This window comes from Pseudomonas sp. HMSC067G02 (assembly GCF_001813485.1).
In the GTDB taxonomy this organism is placed as follows: domain Bacteria; phylum Pseudomonadota; class Gammaproteobacteria; order Pseudomonadales; family Pseudomonadaceae; genus Pseudomonas; species Pseudomonas aeruginosa.
Window position 1 is genome coordinate 1 of record NZ_KV812632.1, and the last position, 20,428, is coordinate 20,428.

The following is a 20,428-nucleotide window of genomic DNA, read 5'->3' on the forward strand; positions in this document are numbered from 1 at the left end:
GTGATGAGGGCAACGACACGCTCTACGGCGGTGCGGGCAACGACACTCTCATAGGGGGAGCAGACAGTGACTACCTATATGGAGAGGATGGTGATGACCGAATCGAAGGAAATAATGGTAACGATACGTTATATGGCGGAGCCGGCGAAGATACTTTGATTGGCGGGTCAGGCAATGACTATCTGGCAGGAGACGCAGGCAACGACATCTATCAGCTAGGTAATGGCTGGGGACAAGACACCATTAACAATTACCACACCGAGTCGAATGCGTTGGACCGTCTGGAATTCACGGACAACATAACCGCAGACAAACTTTGGTTCAGCAAGAACGGAAATAATCTCGAAATCAACTTGATTGGCGCATCCGACAAGGTCAGCATCAGCAATTGGTATTCAGGCAAGAACTATCAGATCAGCCAATTTACCGCAGCCGATGGAAAAACCTTACTGGAAAGCCAAGTACAAAACTTGGTAAATGCCATGTCGTCGTTTGGCGTACCCGCCGGAGGAGAATCAGAAATGACGGTAGAACAACGCCAACAGCTAGAGGTCATCATAGCTGCCAACTGGCAGTAAAACTATTCACTAACCGGCCTGCCCTATGGGCAGGCCGGTTAGTGATAAAATACATACTTTTTTGTTCGTCTCGGCGAACCACTCACAGAAGTAGCCCTGCGGCCTCGATCACTGCGGCACAGCCCCTTCTCCCTCAAAAGAAGACCGATCAATACCGTATTACGAAACTACATTGAACGTCTCTCTCTGCTTTCTGACTACCAGCCCGCTTGCGCCCACGGACAGCAAATAAAGCCTGACCGAGCAGTTGCGCAACGCTCATGAGATCAAGGCTGCATCCCAGCCTGGGTGACTGCCTGATCCCGCGAAAGGCCCGCAAGGCTTTGAGCGCAGGATCTAGAGAGACATCAGGGTGTAGTGCAAGAAAACCCCACATATCCACCCACCTCAGCCATGATGCCCTTTCCATCCCCAGCGGAACCCCGACATGGACGCCAAAGCTCTGCTCCTCGGCAGCCTCTGCCTGGCCGCCCCATTCGCCGACGCGGCGACGCTCGACAATGCCCTCTCCGCCTGCCTCGCCGCCCGGCTCGGTGCACCGCACACGGCGGAGGGCCAGTTGCACCTGCCACTCACCCTTGAGGCCCGGCGCTCCACCGGCGAATGCGGCTGTACCTCAGCGCTGGTGCGATATCGGCTGCTGGCCATGCATGCCAATGCGAAGGCACAGGTCCTTCAGGAAGGTCTGCTCGACGGTCGCTACGAAGGCGCCCGTACCCTAACGCTGGCAGCGGATGCGCAACTGGCGGCCGACAGCACGCTCGTGGTACGTCTTGGTTGCGCCGTCGCCGAATGACCATCCACCGACCCAGCGAGGTTCGCGATGCACCTGCTTTACCCCTCCGCCCCCGACCGCAGCAACGCGGTCGATGAACTCTTCGCCGAGGAATATGACGCGGCCCGTTCGGCAGGCTTGGCCTGTTCGCTGTTCTGCGACGAGGAACTGGAAAGTGGACGCTTCCGCGCCCGCCCGGAGTTTCCGGCAACCCCCCAGGTGCTGTATCGCGGCTGGATGCTCACACCGGAAAACTACGCTCGCCTGCACGGCGCGATCCTCGTCGCTGGCGGACGGCCCCTGACCAGTCCACAGCAATATCGGCACTGCCATTACTTGCCGGAGTGGTATCCGCTCTGTGAGGACCTCACGCCGGCGACCCTGTTCCTGTCCAGGAACGCCGACTTCGAGGCAGTGCTGGCGCAAAGCCCGTGGCGCGCCTGGTTCGTCAAGGACCATGTGAAATCCCTGACCACCCAGCGCGGCTCGAAGGCCACCAATGCTGCGGAAGTGCGGGAAGTCCTCGATTCGATCGAGCGTTATCGAGGCACCATCGAAGGCGGTGTATGCCTTCGGGAGTTCGAGGCGCTGCGGGCGGAAACCGAGGAACGCTACTTCGTTCTTCACGGCCGCGCTCACGGGCGTCTCGATGCCGTCCCGCCGCTAGTGGAACAGGTGGCACAACGTATCGATTGCCCGTTCTTTTCCGTCGACGTGGTCGAGTCGACCAGTGGCGAGTTGCGCCTGATGGAACTCGGCGATGGCCAGGTCTCCGACCGCAAGCAATGGCCCGCCGCACGCTTCGCGGCGATGCTGGCACAGGCATAGTCGGAACCGCTGCAATCCCAACCCGACCAAGCTCCCCTTGATCGATCCCGAGGGGGCTCGTCACTCGCCCAGTGCCTCGACCAATTACTCTCATCCAAAGCCCAGGAACGGTTGTCCATCCCCTCGCCCATGGATATTTCTTCCACTCTGCAATCCAGTTCATAAATCCCATAAAAGCCCTCTTCCGCTCCCCGCCAGCCTCCCCGCATCCCGCACCCTAGACGCCCCGCCGCTCTCCGTCGGCTCGCCCGACAAGAAAAACCAACCGCTCGATCAGCCTCATCCTTCACCCATCACAGGAGCCATCGCGATGCACCTGATACCCCATTGGATCCCCCTGGTCGCCAGCCTCGGCCTGCTCGCCGGCGGCTCGTTCGCGTCCGCCGCCGAGGAAGCCTTCGACCTCTGGAACGAATGCGCCAAGGCCTGCGTGCTCGACCTCAAGGACGGCGTGCGTTCCAGCCGCATGAGCGTCGACCCGGCCATCGCCGACACCAACGGCCAGGGCGTGCTGCACTACTCCATGGTCCTGGAGGGCGGCAACGACGCGCTCAAGCTGGCCATCGACAACGCCCTCAGCATCACCAGCGACGGCCTGACCATCCGCCTCGAAGGCGGCGTCGAGCCGAACAAGCCGGTGCGCTACAGCTACACGCGCCAGGCGCGCGGCAGTTGGTCGCTGAACTGGCTGGTGCCGATCGGCCACGAGAAGCCTTCGAACATCAAGGTGTTCATCCACGAACTGAACGCCGGCAACCAGCTCAGCCACATGTCGCCGATCTACACCATCGAGATGGGCGACGAGTTGCTGGCGAAGCTGGCACGCGATGCCACCTTCTTCGTCAGGGCGCACGAGAGCAACGAGATGCAGCCGACGCTCGCCATCAGCCATGCCGGGGTCAGCGTGGTCATGGCCCAGGCCCAGCCGCGCCGGGAAAAGCGCTGGAGCGAATGGGCCAGCGGCAAGGTGTTGTGCCTGCTCGACCCGCTGGACGGGGTCTACAACTACCTCGCCCAGCAGCGCTGCAGCCTCGACGATACCTGGGAAGGCAAGATCTACCGGGTGCTCGCCGGCAACCCGGCGAAGCATGACCTGGACATCAAGCCCACGGTCATCAGTCATCGCCTGCATTTCCCCGAGGGCGGCAGCCTGGCCGCGCTGACCGCGCACCAGGCTTGCCACCTGCCGCTGGAGACTTTCACCCGTCATCGCCAGCCGCGCGGCTGGGAACAACTGGAGCAGTGCGGCTATCCGGTGCAGCGGCTGGTCGCCCTCTACCTGGCGGCGCGGCTGTCGTGGAACCAGGTCGACCAGGTGATCCGCAACGCCCTGGCCAGCCCCGGCAGCGGCGGCGACCTGGGCGAAGCGATCCGCGAGCAGCCGGAGCAGGCCCGTCTGGCCCTGACCCTGGCCGCCGCCGAGAGCGAGCGCTTCGTCCGGCAGGGCACCGGCAACGACGAGGCCGGCGCGGCCAGCGCCGACGTGGTGAGCCTGACCTGCCCGGTCGCCGCCGGTGAATGCGCGGGCCCGGCGGACAGCGGCGACGCCCTGCTGGAGCGCAACTATCCCACTGGCGCGGAGTTCCTCGGCGACGGTGGCGACGTCAGCTTCAGCACCCGCGGCACGCAGAACTGGACGGTGGAGCGGCTGCTCCAGGCGCACCGCCAACTGGAGGAGCGCGGCTATGTGTTCGTCGGCTACCACGGCACCTTCCTCGAGGCGGCGCAAAGCATCGTCTTCGGCGGGGTGCGCGCGCGCAGCCAGGACCTCGACGCGATCTGGCGCGGTTTCTATATCGCCGGCGATCCGGCGCTGGCCTACGGCTACGCCCAGGACCAGGAACCCGACGCGCGCGGCCGGATCCGCAACGGTGCCCTGCTGCGGGTCTATGTGCCGCGCTCGAGTCTGCCGGGCTTCTACCGCACCGGCCTGACCCTGGCCGCGCCGGAGGCGGCGGGCGAGGTCGAACGGCTGATCGGCCATCCGCTGCCGCTGCGCCTGGACGCCATCACCGGCCCCGAGGAGGAAGGCGGGCGCCTGGAGACCATCCTCGGCTGGCCGCTGGCCGAGCGCACCGTGGTGATTCCCTCGGCGATCCCCACCGACCCGCGCAACGTCGGCGGCGACCTCGACCCGTCCAGCATCCCCGACCAGGAACAGGCGATCAGCGCCCTGCCGGACTACGCCAGCCAGCCCGGCAAACCGTCGCGCGAGGACCTGAAGTAGCTGCCGCGACCGGCCGGCTCCCTTCGCAGGAGCCGGCCTTCTCGGGGCCTGGCCATACATCAGGTTTTCCTGATGCCAGCCCAATCGAATATGAATTCATCCTGATAGATAATCCGCCTAACCTGCGTCTGCCACGCTTTCGCTCGTCCCGGAAGCGGCCATAACAATTCCAATAGCCGACGAGGACTCTCCATGCTCACCCATCGCACCGGTGGCATCCGCCTTTCCCCTTCCCCGCAGCGCTCGCCCGGAGACCGCCATGACTGATCTCCGCGATACCTCCCGCGACGAACGCCTGCTGGCGGCCCACGGCTATCGCCAGGAACTGGAGCGCGGGCTGAGCCTGTGGTCGTCCTTTTCCGTCGGCTTCGCCACCATCTCGCCGGTGGTGGGCATCTACTCGGTGATGTCCCTCGGCGCCATGAGCATGGGCCCCTCCTGGGTCTGGGTGGTGCCGCTGTGCCTGCTGCTGCAGTTCGGCGTGGCGCTGGTCTACGCCGAGCTGTCCTCGCAGTTTCCGCTGGCCGGCGGCTGCTACCAGTGGGTGCGGCGCCTGGTGGGCGACCGCCTGGCCTGGTTCACCGGCTTCCTCTACCTGGCTTCGGCGCTGGCCTCGCTGACTACCGTGGCCTACCTCGGTGGCTTCTGGCTCGGCCTGCTGGCGACCGGCGCGCCGCCGTCGGCCAACGGCCAGGTGCTCTGCGGCGCGCTGCTGCTGGCGCTGGGACTGGCGGTGAACCTGCTGGGGATCAACCCGTTGAAGTACTTCGTCAATGCCGGGATCGTCGCCGAGGCCATCGCCTCCATCGGTATCGGCGTGCTGTTGCTGCTGTTCTTCCGCAACCATCCGCTCGATCTGCTGTTCAGCGGCCCGGGCGGCACAGGCGGTGCGGACGGCGCCTACCTGGACGGCGTGCTGACCGCGCTGGCGGTGGGCGGCTGGGCCTTCCTCGGCTTCGACGCCTGCTCGCAGATTTCCGAGGAAACCACCGATGCCCGCGTCTCCACTCCCCGGGCGATCCTGCGCTCGATGCTGGTGGTGGGACTCACCGTGATGCTCACCGCCTTCGCCGTGACCCTGTCCTACCAGGACATCGGCGCGGTGGTCAGCGGCCAGGTGGTCGACCCGGTCACCCCGGCGGTGGTGGACGCCTTCGGCGCCTGGGCCGAGCGGCCCTTCGTCGCAGTGGTGCTGATCGCCTTCGTCGCCTGCGTGGTGTCGGTGCAGACCTACATCGGCCGGGCGATCTTCGGCATGGCGCGCGACGCCATCCTGCCCGGCTCCGCCCTGCTGCGCCGGGTCGACCGGCGCAAGGTGCCGATGGCGGCGATGGTCTGCAGCACGCTGCTGGCCAGCCTAGGCCTGGCCCTGGGGCTGAACGCCACGGCGGTCGGCACGCTGATCGCGTTCGGCAGCGGCGGTTTCTTCGTGGTCTTTCTGATCGTCGCCGCCTGCGCCCTCTGGGCCCGCCTCGTCGGCCGCTGGGACCCGGACAAGGGCGCCTTGCGCCTGGGACGCGCGGGGCTGGCGGTGAACGTCCTGGCAGTCGCCTGGCTGTCGTTCGAGGCGCTCAACGTCGCCTGGCCGCGGGCCAGCCTCGCCCCGCCCGACGCGCCCTGGTTCCAGGTCTGGGCGGTGGTCGTGGTGTTCTCCGCGCTGGCCGCGTTCGGCCTGCTCTACATGGTCATCGCCAAGCCGCATCGGCGCATCGCCACCAGCCTCAGCTTCGCCGCTCCGCCGGCGGACTGACCCGCACGCGCCGGCCGTTCCGGCGCCTCCTCCGGTTGTTCCCGCACGCTGGCTTCGCGCCCGGCGGGGCCCGGCTCATCCTGCTTTCACGGAGCATCGCCATGAGCGACCTGCATTACTGGAACTACCCCACCGATATCCTCTGCGGCGTCGGCGCCCTGGAACAACTGCCGAGGCGTTGCGCGCTGGCGGGCGCACGCCGGCCCCTGCTGGTCACCGATCCCGGCATGCTCGCCCTGGAGCCCCTGCGCCTGGTGCGCGAGTGCCTGGAACGCGCCGGCATCGACCATGACCTGTTCCACGAACTGTCGAGCAACCCCAGCCTCGCTGAAGTCCAGGGCGGCGCCAGGCGCTTCGAGGCTGGCGGGCATGACGCGCTGATCGCCCTCGGCGGCGGCAGCGCCCTCGACGCGACCAAGGGTATCGCCCTGCTCAGCCGCGATCCGCACGGCCTCGAACGCTTCGAATGGACACAGACGCTGCGCAGCTATCCGACCCTCGCCGACTACCCGCTGCTCGGCCTGCCGCCGCTGCTGGCGCTGCCCACGACCGCCGGCACCGGCTCGGAACTGGGACGCGAGGCGGTGCTGACCGACACGCAACTGGGCATCAAGCGGGTCGTCGGCCATCGCGAGCTGCTGGCCGCCTGCGTATTCCTCGACCCGCGCCTGACCCGCGGGTTGCCGCCGGCGCTGAGCGCCGCCACCGGCATGGACGCCCTCACCCATCACCTGGAGGCGCTGTTCTCGCCGCTCTACCATCCGATGTCGGCGGGCATCGCCCTGGAAGGCGTGCGCCTGGTCAGGCAGCACCTGGAAAACGCCGTGCGCGACGGCAACGACCTCGCCGCCCGGGAAGGCATGCTGGTAGCCTCGGCCAGCGCCGCGGTGGCATTCCAGAAGGGGCTTGGCGGGGTCCACGCCCTGGCCCACCCGCTGGGCGCTCGCCATCACCTGCACCACGGCCTGCTGAACGCCGTGCTGCTGCCCTACGTTCTGCTGGCCAACCGCCCGGCGATAGAAGCCGACGCCGCGCGCCTGGCGCGCTACCTGGAACTCGACGAAGCGAGCTTCGACGGCCTGCTGGCGTGGATCCTCGAACTGCGCGCGCGCATCGGCATCCCGGCGAACCTCGCCGCCCTCGGCCTGGACGGCGAGGACGCGCAATGGGTGGGCGAGCAGGCGCTGGCCGACCTGTCCTCCTCGGCGACCAACGCCCTGCCGCTCGATGCCCGGGATTATGCGCGCATCTACCGCCAGGCGGTGGCCGGGACTCTCGCCTGAGTGCTCAGGACGTCAGGCCGTGGACCTGCAGCAGGTCGTCGATGAAGGCGCGGGCGGCTTCGCTGAGGGGGCGCCCGGCATAGACGATCATGCTGTGCTCCACCGGATAGCTCAGCCGCTCCGGCAACAGCGCGCGCATCCGCCCGCGCTCGATCCAGGCTTCGGCGTAATGGGTCGGCAGGTAGCCCAGGTGGGTGCCGGCCAGCACGGCATGGGCGACCGCTTCCATGTGGTAGGCGGTGGCGCGGCTGCGCGACGGGCGTAGCGGCAGGACCAGGTTTTCCGGCAGGAAGCCGTGCATCACCCAGTCACAGGCGGCGATCCGCTCCAGGGTCGGCTGCGCCTCGGCGAACAGCGGATGGTGATCGCCACAGAACACGCCGATCTCTTCGCGATACAGCGGGCGGTATTCGAGGCTCGGCCGCGAACGGCTGAAATAGGAAATCGCCAGGTCCAGCTCGCCTTCGATCACCGCCAGTTCCAGCTCGGTGGGCGAATTGACGAAAAGGTTCAGTTGGACATCCTGGTCGCGCCGCTGGAAGCGCGCCAGCGCATCGCCGAAACGGGCCTGGGGCAAGGTCGCGAGATTGTCCGCCAGGCCCAGGTACAGTTCCCCGACCAAACGTCCGGACAACGCCTGCGCCTGGTCGCGAAACAGGCCGATGGCGTCGAACATCGTTCGCGAAGCCTCCAGCACCCGGCGGCCCTTGGCGGTCAGTCGGAAGCCGCCCTTGCCGCGCTCGCAGAGCCGGTAGCCGAGGCGCTTCTCCAGGCTGGCGATGTGCATGCTGATGTTCGACTGGCTCATGTTCAGCTCGGCCTGGGCCGCGGTGAAACCGCCGCACTTCACCACGCAGGCGAAGATGCGCAACAGACGCAGGTCTAGGTCGGTGACGTTTCTCAGCATGGCGGTCCGATCCGGCGCGAGGTCCCGCAGTCTAGCCGAGCGCCGCGACACACGGCCATCCAGCGGCGGCGCACGACGCGCCAGAGGCGCTGGCACATCATCGAAAATCTGGTCTATTCCAATTTCTTGAAAATACGCGGAAAAGTCCCGCCCAAAGGTGCAATCAGGACAAGAAAACGCACCAATACCGGGCAATCCCTCGAAAAAATCGAATGGTTTCGCTCTATTTTTGGTCTAGACCATAAAAATACCCGGTGCTAGATTGACCTTCGCCAGCCGGCCCAGCCTGACCGGATCGGCGCCACGCACCGCCGCCACACCTTCACAATCCATCTCAGCCTCGGCAGGACCGAGCAGGAGCGCGTCGACAGCCAACCTTGCGCACGAAAAAAGCCATGGAAAAGGCATCTGGCCTAGACCATGCATCCGGACAGCTTTGCAGCAGCACAACAAGAACAACCTCCCCGCACTGTCTAGACCCATAGGGACCCACATGAACAACCACAACGGTACCCTGCACCGTGGCTGGCAATCGCTCCAGCGCTGGCGCATCCAGATCTTCGTCATCACCTGGCTGGCCTACGCCGCCTTCTACTTCACCCGCAAGGCCTTCTCGGTGGCCAAGCTCGGCATCGCCGAAGACCCTTCCTTCGAACTCGACAAGAGCGCCATGGCCGATCTCGATGCCCTCTACCTGGCCGCCTACGCCGTGGGCCAGTTCATGTGGGGGGTGTTCGCCGACCGCTTCGGCACCCGCGTGGTGGTGCTCGGCGGTTTGCTCACCTCGGCGCTGGCGGCGCTGGCGATGGGTACCTTCGCCACCCTGCCGATCTTCGCCGCCTGCATGGTGGTCCAGGGCCTGGCGCAGTCCACCGGCTGGTCGGGGCTGTGCAAGAACATCGGCGCCTTCTTCGCCACCTACGAGCGAGGCCGAGTGCTCGGCCTGTGGAGTACCTGCTACGCCTTCGGCGGGCTGGTGGCGACGCCGTTCGCCGGCTGGTGCGCCTACCGGTTGACGCATGACTGGCGCATGGCCTTCCTGTCCTCGGCGGGAGTGGTGCTGGCGGTGGCCGTGCTGTTCTTCTTCCTCCAGCGCAACCGTCCGCAGGACGTCGGCCTGCCGCCCGTGGAGGCCGAGGCCGCGCCCCCCGCCAACGCGCCCCGGCCGAGCCATTCCGGCGCCCTGCTGAAGGCGCTCAGGAATCCCCACGTGCTGGTCCTCGGCATCGCCTACTTCCTGCTCAAGCCGGCGCGCTACGCGATCCTGCTCTGGGGCCCGGTGATCATCTACGAACGCATGCCGGAGATCGGCAAGGTCGCCTCGGCCATCGTGCCTTCGGCCTTCGAGGTCGCCGGGCTGGCCGGGCCGATCCTCATCGGCCTGGCCTCGGACAAGCTGTTCGGCGCCCGCCGCATGCCGGCCTGCGTGCTCAGCCTGGCGGCGCTGACCCTGAGCCTGGCGCTGTTCGTCCCGGCGATGCAGAGCGGCAGCCTGTACCTGGTGGTCGGCCTGCTGTTCATGATGGGCGTCACCCTCTACGGGCCGGACTCGATGATCAGCGGCGCCGCCGCCATCGACTTCGGCACCAGCGAGGCGGCCGGCACCGCCACCGGCTTCGTCAACGGCTGCGGCTCGGTCGGGGCGATCCTCGGCGGCCTGCTGCCGGGCTACTTCGACACCCTCACGGTGTTCTTCGTGTTCACCGCCACCGCGCTGCTCGCCAGCCTGCTGCTGGTGCCGTTCTGGAACAGCCGGCCGGGCGCGCGCCGCGTCGAACCGAAGGCGCATGCCGGCGGGCCGCTGCTGGCGGCCGGCAAGCCGCGTTGAAACCTCTCCGAACCACCGCCCGGCGCCAGGCGCGCCGGGCCAATCCCTAGCGAACAAGGAACCGCCTATGCCACTTGCCCTCTTCGACCTCGACGACACCCTGATCGACGGCGACTGCGCGACCCTCTGGGGGCGCTACATGACCGAACTGGGCTGGGTCGAGAAGACCGCCTTCCTGCACCAGGAACGCCGCCTCATGGAACTCTATGCCGAGGGCCGGCTGGCCATGGAGGACTACATGGACTTCAGCCTGGCGCCCATCGCCGGCCGCACCCCGGCGGAGATCGCCGGCGCCGTCGAGGATTTCGTCGCGCGGATCGTTGCGCCGCGCATCCACGCCGACGCCCTGGGCTGCCTGGAACGCCACCGCCAGGCCGGCGACCGCCTGCTGATCATCTCCGCCTCGGCGCACTTCCTGGTCAGCGCCATCGGCCGCCAGCTGGGGGTGGACGAGGTGCTGGCGATCGATATCGAGGAGCGCGACGGCCTCTACACCGGGCGCACCCGCGGCACCCTCACCTACCGCGAGGGCAAGGTCCGTCGCCTCGACGCCTGGCTGGCCCAGGAGGGCGAGACGCTGGCCGGCGCGACCTTCTATTCCGACTCGCGCAACGACCTGCCGCTGCTCTCGCGGGTCGACCGGCCGCACACGGTGAACCCCGACCCGGCGCTGCTCGGGCACGCCCGCGAGGCCGGCTGGCCGGTGCTGGAATGGCGCTGAGAAGGCGCGCCGCGCTATACCGCCGGCGGCCCGGAAGCATTACCCTGTAGCCCCCCGGAGCCCCAGCGGAGAAGCGTCGATATGCGCGACGAGCCGTCCCGACCCCTGACGGTGATCTACCAGTCCCTGCGCGAGCAGATCGAGCGCGGCCTGCTCGCGCGCGGCAGCAAGCTGCCCAGCGAACGGCAGTTGAGCGAGCTGTTCTCGACCACCCGCATCACCCTGCGCGAGGCGCTCGGCCAGTTGGAGGACCAGGGCCTGATCTACCGCGAGGAACGCCGCGGCTGGTTCGTCTCGCCGCAGCGGCTGCTGTACAACCCGCTGGTGCGCAGCCACTTCCACGCGATGGTCGCCGACCAGGGCCGGGTGCCGGAGACCGAGGTGCTCGGCGCGGCGATGATCCCGGCCAGCGTCGACATCTGCCAGCGCCTGGAGCTGCCGGCGCTGTCGCGGGTGTTCCAGATCCGCCGGGCGCGGCGGGTCGACGGGCGGCTGGTGCTGTACGTCGAGCACTACCTGAATCCCGCCTACTTTCCCGGCATCGAGCGCTTCGACCTGACTCGCTCGCTGACCGATCTCTACGCCAACCACTACGGCATCCGCTACGGCCGGGTGCGCTTCGAGATGGTCCCGACCATCCTCCCGGCGGAGGCCGCCGGGCCGCTGCGGGTCTCGGTGGGCAGCCCGGCGCTACAGATCGTGCGGGTCAACCGCGACCAGGCGGGCCGCCTGATCGACTGCGACCTGGAGTACTGGCGCCACGACGCGCTACAGGTCAACGTCGAGGTGCCCGAGTAGCGCTCCGCAGTCCTGTTCCTGGCGCATGCATGACCGCCTGGCGGGTTTCCCGCCGCTTCCAGCGCATTGGTCGACCGCTGGGCACGCTGCGTCGACGCTGAGCGGTTGCCGCTGACGGCACGGCCTGCTAAAAGCGGCGACGACATTCGAAAATGCGATACGACCATGAGCGACAGTGAAAAATCGAATAGCCGCCTGTTCGACCTCGACCTGCTCCGCGCCATCGTCACGGTGGCCGACTGCGGCAGCTTCACCACTGCCGCCGCGCGCCTGCACTCGACCCAGTCGACCGTCAGCCAGAAGGTTCGCCGCCTGGAGGAAATGGCCGGACACCGCCTGCTGGAGCGCGGCAACCGCGACGTGTTGCCGACCGACGCCGGCGATACGCTGCTCGGCTACGCCCGTCGCCTGCTGGCGCTGAACGACGAACTGGCCGAGGCGCTGTCCGGCGCCACGGTGGCGCTGACGGTGCGCATCGGCGTGCCGGACGACTTCGCCGCCGGCCGCACCACCGAGCGACTGGCGGCCTTCAACCGGCGTTATCCACAGGTCAAGCTGGAAGTCACCAGCGGCATGAGCCGCGACCTCAGCGCCAGCTACGACCGCGGCGAACTGGACCTGGTGCTGCTCAAGCAGCGCCGCGCCAGCCGCGAGGCACTGGCCTGCTGGCCGGAAAAGACATGCTGGGTGGACAGCGCCAGGAACCCCTGCATCGACCTCGACCCGCTGCCCATCGTCACCTTCCCGCCGCGCGGGGTCTACCGCGACGAGATGATCGCCGCCCTGGAAGCGGTCGGCCGGCGCTGGCACATCAGCTTCACCAGTTCCAGCCTCAGCGGCCTGCAATCGGCCATCGCCGACGGCATGGGCATCGGCCTGCTGCCGCTGCGCGCGGTGAGCGCAGGCCATGCGGTGCTGCCGAAGAACGCCGGGCTGCCGGCGGTGGACGTGTTCGAAGTGGCGCTGCTGCACCGGCCGGCGGCGGATCCGATGGTGAAGGCGCTGGCGCGCGTGCTGTCGCGGGTGCTGGCGGAAGATACCCGGAGCCGGCCCGCATTCGAGAAATGAATATACTGGATTCCAACATTTAATTTGTGCATGCGCCAGGCGCTGGATATCGTTGCCGTCAGCAACGGCTCGCGCCCGCCCGTTTCGCTCCGGCGGCGCGTGAGCCGGCAGCAAGACAACAACGAGGAAACGCTCCATGTCCAAGTCCAGCTACTACGCGCCGCACGGCGGGCACCCGGCACAGACCGAGCTGCTCACCGACCGGGCGATGTTCACCGAAGCCTATGCCGTGATTCCCAAGGGGGTGATGCGCGATATCGTCACCAGCCACCTGCCGTTCTGGGACAACATGCGCATGTGGGTGATCGCCCGCCCGCTGTCCGGCTTCGCCGAGACCTTCTCGCAGTACATCGTCGAACTGGCGCCCAACGGTGGCAGCGACAAACCGGAGCAGGATCCCAACGCCGAGGCCGTGCTGTTCGTCGTCGAAGGCGAGCTGAGCCTGACCCTGCAGGGCCAGGTCCACGCCATGCAGCCGGGCGGCTACGCCTTCATTCCGCCGGGCGCCGACTACAAGGTGCGCAATACCACCGGCCAGCACACCCGCTTCCACTGGATCCGCAAGCACTACCAGAAGGTCGACGGCGTACCGCTGCCGGAAGCCTTCGTCACCAACGAGCAGGACATCCAGCCGCTGGTGATGCCGGACACCGAAGGCCGCTGGAGCACCACCCGCTTCGTCGACATGAGCGACATGCGCCACGACATGCACGTCAACATCGTCAACTTCGAGCCGGGCGGCGTGATCCCCTTCGCCGAGACCCACGTGATGGAGCACGGCCTGTACGTGCTGGAAGGCAAGGCGGTGTACCGCCTGAACCAGGACTGGGTCGAGGTGGAGGCCGGCGACTTCATGTGGCTGCGCGCCTTCTGCCCGCAGGCCTGCTATTCGGGCGGCCCGGGGCGCTTCCGCTACCTGCTGTACAAGGACGTCAACCGGCACATGCGCCTGACTCTCAATGCGCCGCATTGAGGGCGGGACAGGCTGAAAGGGAACCCGGCGCCATGGCGCCGGGTTTTTCGTTTGCGGAAGGCGCCCAGCCCGTCGTCAGCTCCGGGCGCGGAGGACTTCAGGGCGAACCGAACATGGCCGTCCAGTAGATTCCCGCGTCACTCTTCGGATCGGTGGCGTAGGCAGCGCCCAGCTCGCGGTAGCCGGGGTTCATCAGGTTGGCGCAGTGACCCGGGCTGGCCAGCCAGCCGTCGACCACCTTGTCCACCCCGTCCTGGCCGGCGGCGATGTTTTCGCCGATCAGCCCGTCGCTGTAGCCGGCCAGCTCGGCGCGGTCGCCGGGGGTGCGGCCGTCGCGGTCGAGGTGGTCGAAGAAGTTGCCGTTGGCCATCGCCCGCGAATGCGCTTCGGCGGCGCCGCCAAGGGTGGCGTTCCAGGCCAGCGGCTGGGCCGCTGCGTAGGGCTTGCCACCGCACTGGCGGGCTTGCCCGCGGGCGGCGTTGATCCGTTCCAGGAGCTTCTGCCCTTCCGCCTGCCAATCGCCCATGCCGCCGCGCAGCAATGGCCGGGCGAGGACGATGCGCCAGTCGCGGTCCTGGCGGCTGACGCCGACGTCGACGAATTGCGGGTCGAGCACCACGCGGCAGAAGCTTTCCTGCAGCGCCTTCATCGCCGCGCCGGCATCGCGCGGCCCGGAAAGGCTGATCGACTGCACGTTGACCATCGGGTAGGCAGCCTGCGCCATCGCCTGCTGCAGGTCGCCAGTGGCATTCACCGGCAAGGCCAGGCGCGGGTCGGCGGCCAGCGGCGGCAGTTCGCCGCTGGCCTGCCCGCCGCAGGACTGCACCTGGCCACGGTAGGCGTTGATCGCCTCGACCAGTTGCGCCTCGTCGGCGGCACTGGCGGCCGCTGCGAGCGCCAGTCCGAGCGTCAGTACGGCCAAACGCGGGATGCTTGGGATTGCCATGGAAATCTCCTCGATCTGATGGCGCCTATGATGCGCGATTCCGCGGCGCGCCGCCGCATTCGACCGGAACCCGGCGCCGGCGTTGCAGGCTCAGGCCGGCGCTTCGGCGAACGCCTCCACCAACCGCTCGATCACCGCGCGGACCCGCGCGGTGTGGCGCAGGTCCTTGTGGGTAACCATCCACACCTCGTATGGCCGGCGTCGCTCGCGCTGCGGCCAGACCCGCACCAGTCCGTCGCGCTCGCCCATGTACAGCGGCAGCTCGCAGAGCCCCAGGCCACGCGCCAGGGCCTGGCGCACCATCATGTTGGAATTCACCGCGATGACCACCCGGCCGTCGCGGATCGGCTCGCCGCCCAGGGTCAGTTCGCGCTGGCTGTGCCAATAGGGTTCGTACATCACCAGGTCGTGGCCGCGGAAACGCTCGCCGGGCACCGGTACGCCGTTGCGCCGCAGGTAGTCCGCGGAAGCGAACAGGCCCATGGGCCAACTGGCGAGTTTTCTCAGGATCAAATCGGGATTTTCCGGCCGCAGGGTGCGAATCGCGATGTCGGTCTCGCGCTTGGGCAGGTCGACCACGGCCGAAGCGCTGTCGAGCAGCACGCGGATATCCGGGTGTTCAAGGTGCAGGCGGGCCAGGGCGGGTAGCACGAAGTCGACGGCCAGGGAGTCGGTGGTGGACAACCGCACCTCGCCGGACAGTCGGTGGTCCATCCCGCGGGTCCGCCGCAGCAACTCCAGGGCCGAGCGTTCCATCTTCTCGGCCAGTTCGAAGGCCGCCTCGCCGGCCGGGGTCAGCAGGTAGCCGGACGAGGTGCGCAGGAACAGGGTCGAGCCCAGCGCCGCCTCCAGCGACGCCAGCCGCCGGCCCACCGTGGCCTGGTCGACGTGAAGCGCGCGGGCGGCGCCGCGCAGGGTGTGCTCGCGGCAGAGCGCGAGGAAGACGCGGGTGTCGTCCCAATTCATGGCGGTTTTCCTGATGCATTTTCGCATCAGTCTAATGAAAAAGCGCTGCGCGACCACGGCATCCGCGCTGATTACCATGCGAATCAGGTCCGAACCATTTTCCCAGGAGCATGCGATGAGCAGCACGAACCGATTTCCCGAACGAATGACCGCCATCGAGATCGCCCGGCCCGGCGGCCCCGAGGTACTGGTGGCGACCAGCCGGCCGCTGCCGACGCCCGGCCCGCGCGAGGTCCTGGTCGAAGTCCGCGCCGCCGGCGTCAACGGTCCCGACGTGCTTCAGCGCAAGGGCGTGTACGACCCGCCGCCCGGCGCCTCGGACATTCCCGGCCTGGAGATCGCCGGCACGGTGCGGGCGGTCGGCAGCGAGGTCAGCCGCTTCGCCGTCGGCGAGGCGGTGATGGCGTTGATTCCCGGCGGCGGCTACGCGCAGTTCGCGGTGGCCGACGAGCGCACCACCCTGCACCTGCCCGACGGCCTGGGCATGGAGGAAGCGGCGGCGCTGCCGGAAACCTTCATGACCGTCTGGGTCAACCTGTTCCAGCGCGGTGGCTTCAAGGCCGGCGAGACGCTGCTGGTCCACGGTGGCGCCTCCGGCATCGGCACCGCCGCGACCATGCTGGGCAAGGCCTTCGGCGCGGCGAAGATCTTCACCACGATCTCCAGCGAGGCCCAGCGCGAGGCCAGCCTGCGCCTCGGCGCCGACGTGGCGATCGGCTACACCGAGCAGGACTTCGTCGAGGAAGTGCTGCGCGGCACCGAAGGTCGCGGGGTCGATGTGATCGTCGATATCGTTGCCGGCGACTATGTGACGCGGAACTATCAGGCGGCGGCGATGAACGGACGGATCGTGCAGATCGGCGTGATCAAGGGCAAGGCCGCCGAAGTCGACCTGTTCCCGATGCTGAGCAAGCGCCTGGTCCATCTTGGCTCGACCCTGCGCTCGCGAAGCCACGACGAGAAAGGCGCGATCATCGCCGAACTGGAGCGCCAGGTCTGGCCGCACGTGCGCGCCGGCACTGTCCGGCCGCAAGTGTTCCGCACCTTCCCTCTGGAACAGGCGCGCCAGGCCCACGAACTGATGGACTCCGGCCAGCACATCGGCAAGATCGTCCTCACGTCCGCTCCCTGAGGCCGCTCAGACCTCGATATCGCCCAGGCGCAGCGCCCGCGCCACCGCCTGGGCGGTGGACGCCGCGCCGAGACGGCGGCGGGCGGCACGCAGGTGATTCTCCACGGTGCGCTCGGAAATCATCAGGATCGCCGCCACCTCCGCTTGCTGCTTGCCCAGGGCGATCCATTGCAGGACTTCCCGCTCGCGCTCGCTGAGCGCTTGCGCATCGCCCGCCGGCACGGGACCGCGCAGGCGCTTCAGGGCGAAGAACAGGATCGGGCAGAAGGCCTGGGCGGCGAGCTTGCAACCGGCATCCAGGTCCAGCCGCTCGCCGGCAAAAGACACCGCGCCCTCCAGGCCGTTGCGGCCGAACACCGGCACCTGCATGCCATTGACCTGGCCGAGGTCGCGGACCCCACGGACGATGCGGTAGGTCATGCGCGCGGGATCCTCCGAGGGGCTCTTCGACCAGAAGAACGGCTCGTCCAGTTCGAGGATGTGCCGGGTGACCGGACAGTGCAGAAGATAGGCGTCGCGCTCCTGGGCGCTGCGCCCCTCGGCCCAGTCGCCATGGACGAAGAACAGCTCGTCGATCAGTTCGTCCTCGCCGGGGCGGGGGAACAGGCTGCAGACGATCACCCGGTCGAAGCCCAGGCGTGCGGCGAACTCCACCATCTCGCGGCAGACCGCCTCGGTGGTAGCGGCCTTGCGCAGCCGGGCGACGCTGTCGAAGAGAAGGCTGGCGTAGTCGGTCATGGCGCGGGCGTTCCTGGCTTTTCCCGCATGATCCCCGGCTTGCCGGCAAAAGCCCATAGGGGAAAACCCTCAGGCGACCGATCGTGGGTTAGGGGATTTCCCCTATTTCGCCGGCCGGCGACCCCGCCTATGGTCTTGGTGCGACCTCCATCACGCAGAAAGGAACGAGCCATGAGCAACGAGCGCGATACCAGCAGAACCCCGACGCCCGACCACGCCGAGCACAACGCGTTCTTTCCCTCGCCCTATTCCCTGAGCCAGTACACCTCGGCGAAGACCGACTTCGACGGCGCCGACTACCCGACCCCGTACAAGGGCGGCAAGAAGGTGCTGATGATCGGTACCGACGAACGCTACATCCTGATGCAGAACGGCAGCATGTTCTCCACCGGCAACCACCCGGTGGAAATGCTCCTGCCGATGTACCACCTGGACAAGGCCGGCTTCGAGTTCGATGTCGCCACGCTCTCCGGCAACCCGGTGAAGCTGGAGATGTGGGCGATGCCCGGCGAGGACGAGGCGGTGAAGAGCATCTACGCGAAGTACCTGCCCAAGCTGAAAGCGCCGCAGAAGCTCGCCGACCTCCTGGAGCAGGCCGTCGCCGACGACTCGCCGTACGCCGCGGTGTTCGTTCCCGGCGGCCACGGCGTGCTGGCGGGCATTCCGCACAGCCGGGAGGTGAAACGGCTGCTCAATGCCTTCCTCGCCAAGGACCGCTACATCATTACCCTTTGCCACGGTCCGGCCTGCCTGCTGGCACCGGCGGTCGAGGAGAAGCCGGAGGACTACCCGTTCAAGGGCTACGAGATCTGCGTGTTCCCCGACGCCCTGGACACCGGAGCCAACCTGGAGATCGGCTACATGCCGGGCCCGCTGCCCTGGCTGGTGGGCGAGAACCTGCAGAAGCTCGGGGTGAAGATCCTCAACAAGGGCATCACCGGCCAGGTCCACCGCGACCGCAAGCTGCTCACCGGCGACAGCCCGCTGGCCTCCAACAACCTTGGCAAGCTGGCCGCCAAGACCCTTCTCGAAGCGTTCGCCCGCTGATTCCCCGCGGCGCCCCGTCCGTGCTCCACGGACGGGGACATCTCCCGCTCGTCCCGGCGTCATCGAACTTAAACCGGGCAGGCGCAGCATCGTCCTTCAGGAAGAGGAATGGCGCGTTGCCCGGCGCCGTCCGGCGAAAGACGAATCGATGACCGCACAGAAAGAAAACTCTGACAGCACACCGACTAGTCGTCCTCCCTTCCCGCCGTTACGGTTCCGGGCTTGCGCACAAAGCCGAACCCAAGGGGGCCCCTCATGTCACTGCCGCCGTACCTCCAGCCCGGCGACAAGGTCGTGTTGTACGACCAGCACTGCCGCTTCTGCACGCTCTGGAGCGGTTTCCTGGCACGCCGCGCCGACCACCGGCTGAGGCTGCTTGCCGCGCAGTCCGCCGAAGGCCTGGCGATTCTCGATTGGTTCGGGCTGGCACCCGATCATTTCGACACCTGGCTGTTCGTCGACGGCGCCTATGCCTGCGACGACAACGATGCCCTGCTCGAGGTGCTGCGCCTGTTGCCGGGCCCCTGGCGTCACCTGCGCTGGCTGCGCCTGCTGCCAGCCTGGCTGCGCGACGAGTGCCACGAGGCGCTACGGCGCAACCGCTGGCGCTGGTTCGGCCGCCAGCGCCCGCCCCTCCGTCGTCGCTCCTGGCGTCCCCGTCGAGCCTGACGCCTCTCCGCGCTGGCCGTGGCGGGTTATGCTGCCTGCGCACCAGCCTGCGGACCCATACCTGCCATGGCCCTTGACCCGAGCCAACGCCGACGACTGCGCCACGCGCTATCCGACGCCTTCGTCGACACTCTCCTGGAGCCCGAGGATATCGCCCGGCGGATAAAGGGCGTCGACCCGGCGTTGCTGGAACGGTTGTTCTTCGAGGAGGTGGCGCCGGTCTGCCACGGCAACCTGCTCAGCCCCGCTCCGGCGGTATGGACCGCCTTCGACGAGGCCTGGCTGGAAGAGGCCATCGAGCGACGCCTGGCGCGGCAAAGGAGCAGCGCCCTGCGACGCTGGCACGAGCGCTGCCTGATCGCCTGGCTGCGATGGCGATACGCCGACACCTGGCGCGCGATCGCCGGCGCTCTTTGAGCGAGCGCCTCAGCGAAATACCGAATGGATGAGCTTGCCGGCCTTCTTCGTGTCGACCGCCTGCTGGCGTACCGGCGGCAGCGGCTCGCGCTTGTCCTTGTCTGCCTCGTTCATCTGCGCCACCCAGGCGTCCACCCGATCGCGGCTGACGGCGCCGTAGTTGAGACGGCAGCTATCGACGAGGGTCTTGCCCTTCTTCTCCTTGTAGCTGCACTGCACGCGGAAGTCGCCGATGTAGTTGGTGGCGAAGCTCTCGGCACGGAACGGCGCGGAGAACGGCTTGGAGGTATAGGTCTCGTAGTAGTAGTCGGTCTTGGTCAGCGGCGTAGAACGACAGTTGGACTCCACGTTCACCGCCGTGTGGGTGACGCTGCGCTTCCTTTTCTGGACCGTCTTCTCCAGCGCCTCGCCGTTGGCCTCGCAGCGCTCCTCGTACGCACCGGTCTCGCGGGTGACGGTATAGGACAGGTACCTCACCTCGAACTCGTAAAGCTCGTAGTAGCGCGGCGTCAGTGCGAGGCTGAACAGCTCGGAGTACGACGAGGTGGTGACGTGGGCCGCATGGGTCTTGGAGGCGGGATCGCGGAAACGCAGGGTCAGGCGGGTGGACGGGTCGTTGCTGCCGGTGTTCTCGAAGCCGACCACGCCGGTGACGAAGCTGGGCGGATCGCCGGCGCGCATGGAGAACCAGGACGAGACCGAGCCCTGGTTCGCCGGGTTGATGTTGCAGCCCGCCAGCGATGCCATGCAGGCGAGCACGGCAGGTAGCTTTCCTTT

Annotated in this window: 20 protein-coding genes; 15 read left to right on the forward strand and 5 right to left on the reverse strand. The window is 67.4% G+C overall.

Features of this window, described 5'->3' with window-relative positions; translation table 11 throughout:
• The 6 genes from HMPREF2914_RS33065 to HMPREF2914_RS03915 all read left to right on the forward strand — a co-directional run.
• A partial coding sequence (locus HMPREF2914_RS33065) for a calcium-binding protein (RefSeq protein ID WP_218189152.1) occupies positions 1-578 on the forward strand: 578 nt, incomplete at its 5' end.
• 427 nt (positions 579-1,005) lie between these two features.
• Positions 1,006-1,374: a DUF2195 family protein gene (locus HMPREF2914_RS03895; protein WP_003082340.1), complete on the forward strand. Its 369-nt coding sequence runs from the start codon at positions 1,006-1,008 to the stop codon at positions 1,372-1,374.
• Between the two features lie 27 nt (positions 1,375-1,401).
• Complete coding sequence (locus HMPREF2914_RS03900; protein ID WP_023092110.1) at positions 1,402-2,181, forward strand: ATP-grasp domain-containing protein; 780 nt, start codon at positions 1,402-1,404, stop codon at positions 2,179-2,181.
• 310 nt (positions 2,182-2,491) lie between these two features.
• On the forward strand, positions 2,492-4,408 hold the full coding sequence (gene toxA, locus HMPREF2914_RS03905) for an exotoxin A (protein ID WP_023092111.1): 1,917 nt from the start codon (positions 2,492-2,494) through the stop codon (positions 4,406-4,408).
• A 259-nt stretch (positions 4,409-4,667) separates the two neighbouring features.
• Entirely contained in the window at positions 4,668-6,158 is a 1,491-nt protein-coding gene (locus HMPREF2914_RS03910) for an APC family permease (protein ID WP_003109081.1), read from the forward strand.
• Positions 6,159-6,259: 101 nt separating this feature from the next.
• Complete coding sequence (locus tag HMPREF2914_RS03915) at positions 6,260-7,441, forward strand: iron-containing alcohol dehydrogenase (protein ID WP_021264449.1); 1,182 nt, start codon at positions 6,260-6,262, stop codon at positions 7,439-7,441.
• Positions 7,442-7,445: 4 nt separating this feature from the next.
• Here HMPREF2914_RS03915 and HMPREF2914_RS03920 read toward each other — a convergent pair whose 3' ends face one another.
• Entirely contained in the window at positions 7,446-8,348 is a 903-nt protein-coding gene (locus HMPREF2914_RS03920) for a LysR family transcriptional regulator (RefSeq protein ID WP_003109086.1), read from the reverse strand.
• A gap of 493 nt (positions 8,349-8,841) precedes the next feature.
• Between HMPREF2914_RS03920 and HMPREF2914_RS03925 the strand changes: the two genes are divergently transcribed.
• The 5 genes from HMPREF2914_RS03925 to HMPREF2914_RS03945 all read left to right on the forward strand — a co-directional run bounded on the left by HMPREF2914_RS03925 (position 8,842) and on the right by HMPREF2914_RS03945 (position 13,736).
• Positions 8,842-10,176: an MFS transporter gene (locus tag HMPREF2914_RS03925; RefSeq protein WP_003140556.1), complete on the forward strand. Its 1,335-nt coding sequence runs from the start codon at positions 8,842-8,844 to the stop codon at positions 10,174-10,176.
• A 67-nt stretch (positions 10,177-10,243) separates the two neighbouring features.
• On the forward strand, positions 10,244-10,897 hold the full coding sequence (locus tag HMPREF2914_RS03930) for an HAD family hydrolase (protein ID WP_023092112.1): 654 nt from the start codon (positions 10,244-10,246) through the stop codon (positions 10,895-10,897).
• Positions 10,898-10,978: 81 nt separating this feature from the next.
• Positions 10,979-11,695, forward strand: coding sequence for a UTRA domain-containing protein (locus tag HMPREF2914_RS03935; protein WP_003086532.1), 717 nt, complete (start codon positions 10,979-10,981; stop codon positions 11,693-11,695).
• Positions 11,696-11,860: 165 nt separating this feature from the next.
• Positions 11,861-12,763: a LysR family transcriptional regulator gene (locus tag HMPREF2914_RS03940; RefSeq protein ID WP_003109090.1), complete on the forward strand. Its 903-nt coding sequence runs from the start codon at positions 11,861-11,863 to the stop codon at positions 12,761-12,763.
• A 136-nt stretch (positions 12,764-12,899) separates the two neighbouring features.
• Positions 12,900-13,736 (forward strand): bifunctional allantoicase/(S)-ureidoglycine aminohydrolase, encoded by an 837-nt coding sequence (locus HMPREF2914_RS03945; RefSeq protein WP_003086528.1) that lies wholly within the window; start codon positions 12,900-12,902, stop codon positions 13,734-13,736.
• 97 nt (positions 13,737-13,833) lie between these two features.
• On the opposite strand, the gene HMPREF2914_RS03950 is transcribed toward HMPREF2914_RS03945, so the two are convergent.
• Together HMPREF2914_RS03950 and HMPREF2914_RS03955 are read right to left on the reverse strand one after the other, a co-directional pair.
• The gene (locus HMPREF2914_RS03950) at positions 13,834-14,682 is read right to left on the reverse strand and encodes a CAP domain-containing protein (protein WP_023092113.1); all 849 of its coding nucleotides are present in this window, start codon (positions 14,680-14,682) and stop codon (positions 13,834-13,836) included.
• 90 nt (positions 14,683-14,772) lie between these two features.
• Complete coding sequence (locus tag HMPREF2914_RS03955) at positions 14,773-15,648, reverse strand: LysR family transcriptional regulator (protein WP_003082301.1); 876 nt, start codon at positions 15,646-15,648, stop codon at positions 14,773-14,775.
• Positions 15,649-15,793: 145 nt separating this feature from the next.
• Between HMPREF2914_RS03955 and HMPREF2914_RS03960 the strand changes: the two genes are divergently transcribed.
• Complete coding sequence (locus tag HMPREF2914_RS03960) at positions 15,794-16,780, forward strand: NAD(P)H-quinone oxidoreductase (RefSeq protein WP_023980775.1); 987 nt, start codon at positions 15,794-15,796, stop codon at positions 16,778-16,780.
• Between the two features lie 6 nt (positions 16,781-16,786).
• Here HMPREF2914_RS03960 and HMPREF2914_RS03965 read toward each other — a convergent pair whose 3' ends face one another.
• A complete protein-coding gene (locus HMPREF2914_RS03965) occupies positions 16,787-17,518 on the reverse strand; it encodes a PA1136 family autoinducer-binding transcriptional regulator (RefSeq protein ID WP_023980774.1) in 732 nt (243 codons plus the stop codon).
• Positions 17,519-17,689: 171 nt separating this feature from the next.
• Here HMPREF2914_RS03965 and hchA point away from each other — a divergent pair, with 171 nt between their 5' ends.
• From hchA to HMPREF2914_RS03980, 3 genes are all read left to right on the forward strand, one after another.
• Positions 17,690-18,565 (forward strand): glyoxalase III HchA, encoded by an 876-nt coding sequence (gene hchA, locus HMPREF2914_RS03970; RefSeq protein WP_003086519.1) that lies wholly within the window; start codon positions 17,690-17,692, stop codon positions 18,563-18,565.
• Positions 18,566-18,820: 255 nt separating this feature from the next.
• Positions 18,821-19,234 carry a thiol-disulfide oxidoreductase DCC family protein gene (locus HMPREF2914_RS03975; protein ID WP_022580183.1) on the forward strand — a complete coding sequence of 138 codons (414 nt, stop codon included), beginning with the start codon at positions 18,821-18,823 and terminating at the stop codon, positions 19,232-19,234.
• 66 nt (positions 19,235-19,300) lie between these two features.
• Positions 19,301-19,651 carry a DUF7079 family protein gene (locus HMPREF2914_RS03980; RefSeq protein ID WP_023092116.1) on the forward strand — a complete coding sequence of 117 codons (351 nt, stop codon included), beginning with the start codon at positions 19,301-19,303 and terminating at the stop codon, positions 19,649-19,651.
• A 9-nt stretch (positions 19,652-19,660) separates the two neighbouring features.
• Here the strand turns inward: HMPREF2914_RS03980 and HMPREF2914_RS03985 are convergent, their stop codons facing one another.
• Complete coding sequence (locus tag HMPREF2914_RS03985; protein WP_049320941.1) at positions 19,661-20,398, reverse strand: hypothetical protein; 738 nt, start codon at positions 20,396-20,398, stop codon at positions 19,661-19,663.
• Positions 20,399-20,428 lie beyond the last annotated feature (30 nt).

What these genes read in the sequence shown, in the direction of transcription:
- HMPREF2914_RS03895 (WP_003082340.1), top strand. Translation starts at nt 1,006, where the DNA reads ATGGACGCCAAAGCTCTGCTCCTCGGCAGCCTCTGCCTGGCCGCCCCA.
- HMPREF2914_RS03900 (WP_023092110.1), top strand. Translation starts at nt 1,402, where the DNA reads ATGCACCTGCTTTACCCCTCCGCCCCCGACCGCAGCAACGCGGTCGAT.
- toxA (WP_023092111.1), top strand. Translation starts at nt 2,492, where the DNA reads ATGCACCTGATACCCCATTGGATCCCCCTGGTCGCCAGCCTCGGCCTG.
- HMPREF2914_RS03910 (WP_003109081.1), top strand. Translation starts at nt 4,668, where the DNA reads ATGACTGATCTCCGCGATACCTCCCGCGACGAACGCCTGCTGGCGGCC.
- HMPREF2914_RS03915 (WP_021264449.1), top strand. Translation starts at nt 6,260, where the DNA reads ATGAGCGACCTGCATTACTGGAACTACCCCACCGATATCCTCTGCGGC.
- HMPREF2914_RS03920 (WP_003109086.1), bottom strand. Translation starts at nt 8,348, where the DNA reads ATGCTGAGAAACGTCACCGACCTAGACCTGCGTCTGTTGCGCATCTTC.
- HMPREF2914_RS03925 (WP_003140556.1), top strand. Translation starts at nt 8,842, where the DNA reads ATGAACAACCACAACGGTACCCTGCACCGTGGCTGGCAATCGCTCCAG.
- HMPREF2914_RS03930 (WP_023092112.1), top strand. Translation starts at nt 10,244, where the DNA reads ATGCCACTTGCCCTCTTCGACCTCGACGACACCCTGATCGACGGCGAC.
- HMPREF2914_RS03935 (WP_003086532.1), top strand. Translation starts at nt 10,979, where the DNA reads ATGCGCGACGAGCCGTCCCGACCCCTGACGGTGATCTACCAGTCCCTG.
- HMPREF2914_RS03940 (WP_003109090.1), top strand. Translation starts at nt 11,861, where the DNA reads ATGAGCGACAGTGAAAAATCGAATAGCCGCCTGTTCGACCTCGACCTG.
- HMPREF2914_RS03945 (WP_003086528.1), top strand. Translation starts at nt 12,900, where the DNA reads ATGTCCAAGTCCAGCTACTACGCGCCGCACGGCGGGCACCCGGCACAG.
- HMPREF2914_RS03950 (WP_023092113.1), bottom strand. Translation starts at nt 14,682, where the DNA reads ATGGCAATCCCAAGCATCCCGCGTTTGGCCGTACTGACGCTCGGACTG.
- HMPREF2914_RS03955 (WP_003082301.1), bottom strand. Translation starts at nt 15,648, where the DNA reads ATGAATTGGGACGACACCCGCGTCTTCCTCGCGCTCTGCCGCGAGCAC.
- HMPREF2914_RS03960 (WP_023980775.1), top strand. Translation starts at nt 15,794, where the DNA reads ATGACCGCCATCGAGATCGCCCGGCCCGGCGGCCCCGAGGTACTGGTG.
- HMPREF2914_RS03965 (WP_023980774.1), bottom strand. Translation starts at nt 17,518, where the DNA reads ATGACCGACTACGCCAGCCTTCTCTTCGACAGCGTCGCCCGGCTGCGC.
- hchA (WP_003086519.1), top strand. Translation starts at nt 17,690, where the DNA reads ATGAGCAACGAGCGCGATACCAGCAGAACCCCGACGCCCGACCACGCC.
- HMPREF2914_RS03975 (WP_022580183.1), top strand. Translation starts at nt 18,821, where the DNA reads ATGTCACTGCCGCCGTACCTCCAGCCCGGCGACAAGGTCGTGTTGTAC.
- HMPREF2914_RS03980 (WP_023092116.1), top strand. Translation starts at nt 19,301, where the DNA reads ATGGCCCTTGACCCGAGCCAACGCCGACGACTGCGCCACGCGCTATCC.
- HMPREF2914_RS03985 (WP_049320941.1), bottom strand. Translation starts at nt 20,398, where the DNA reads ATGGCATCGCTGGCGGGCTGCAACATCAACCCGGCGAACCAGGGCTCG.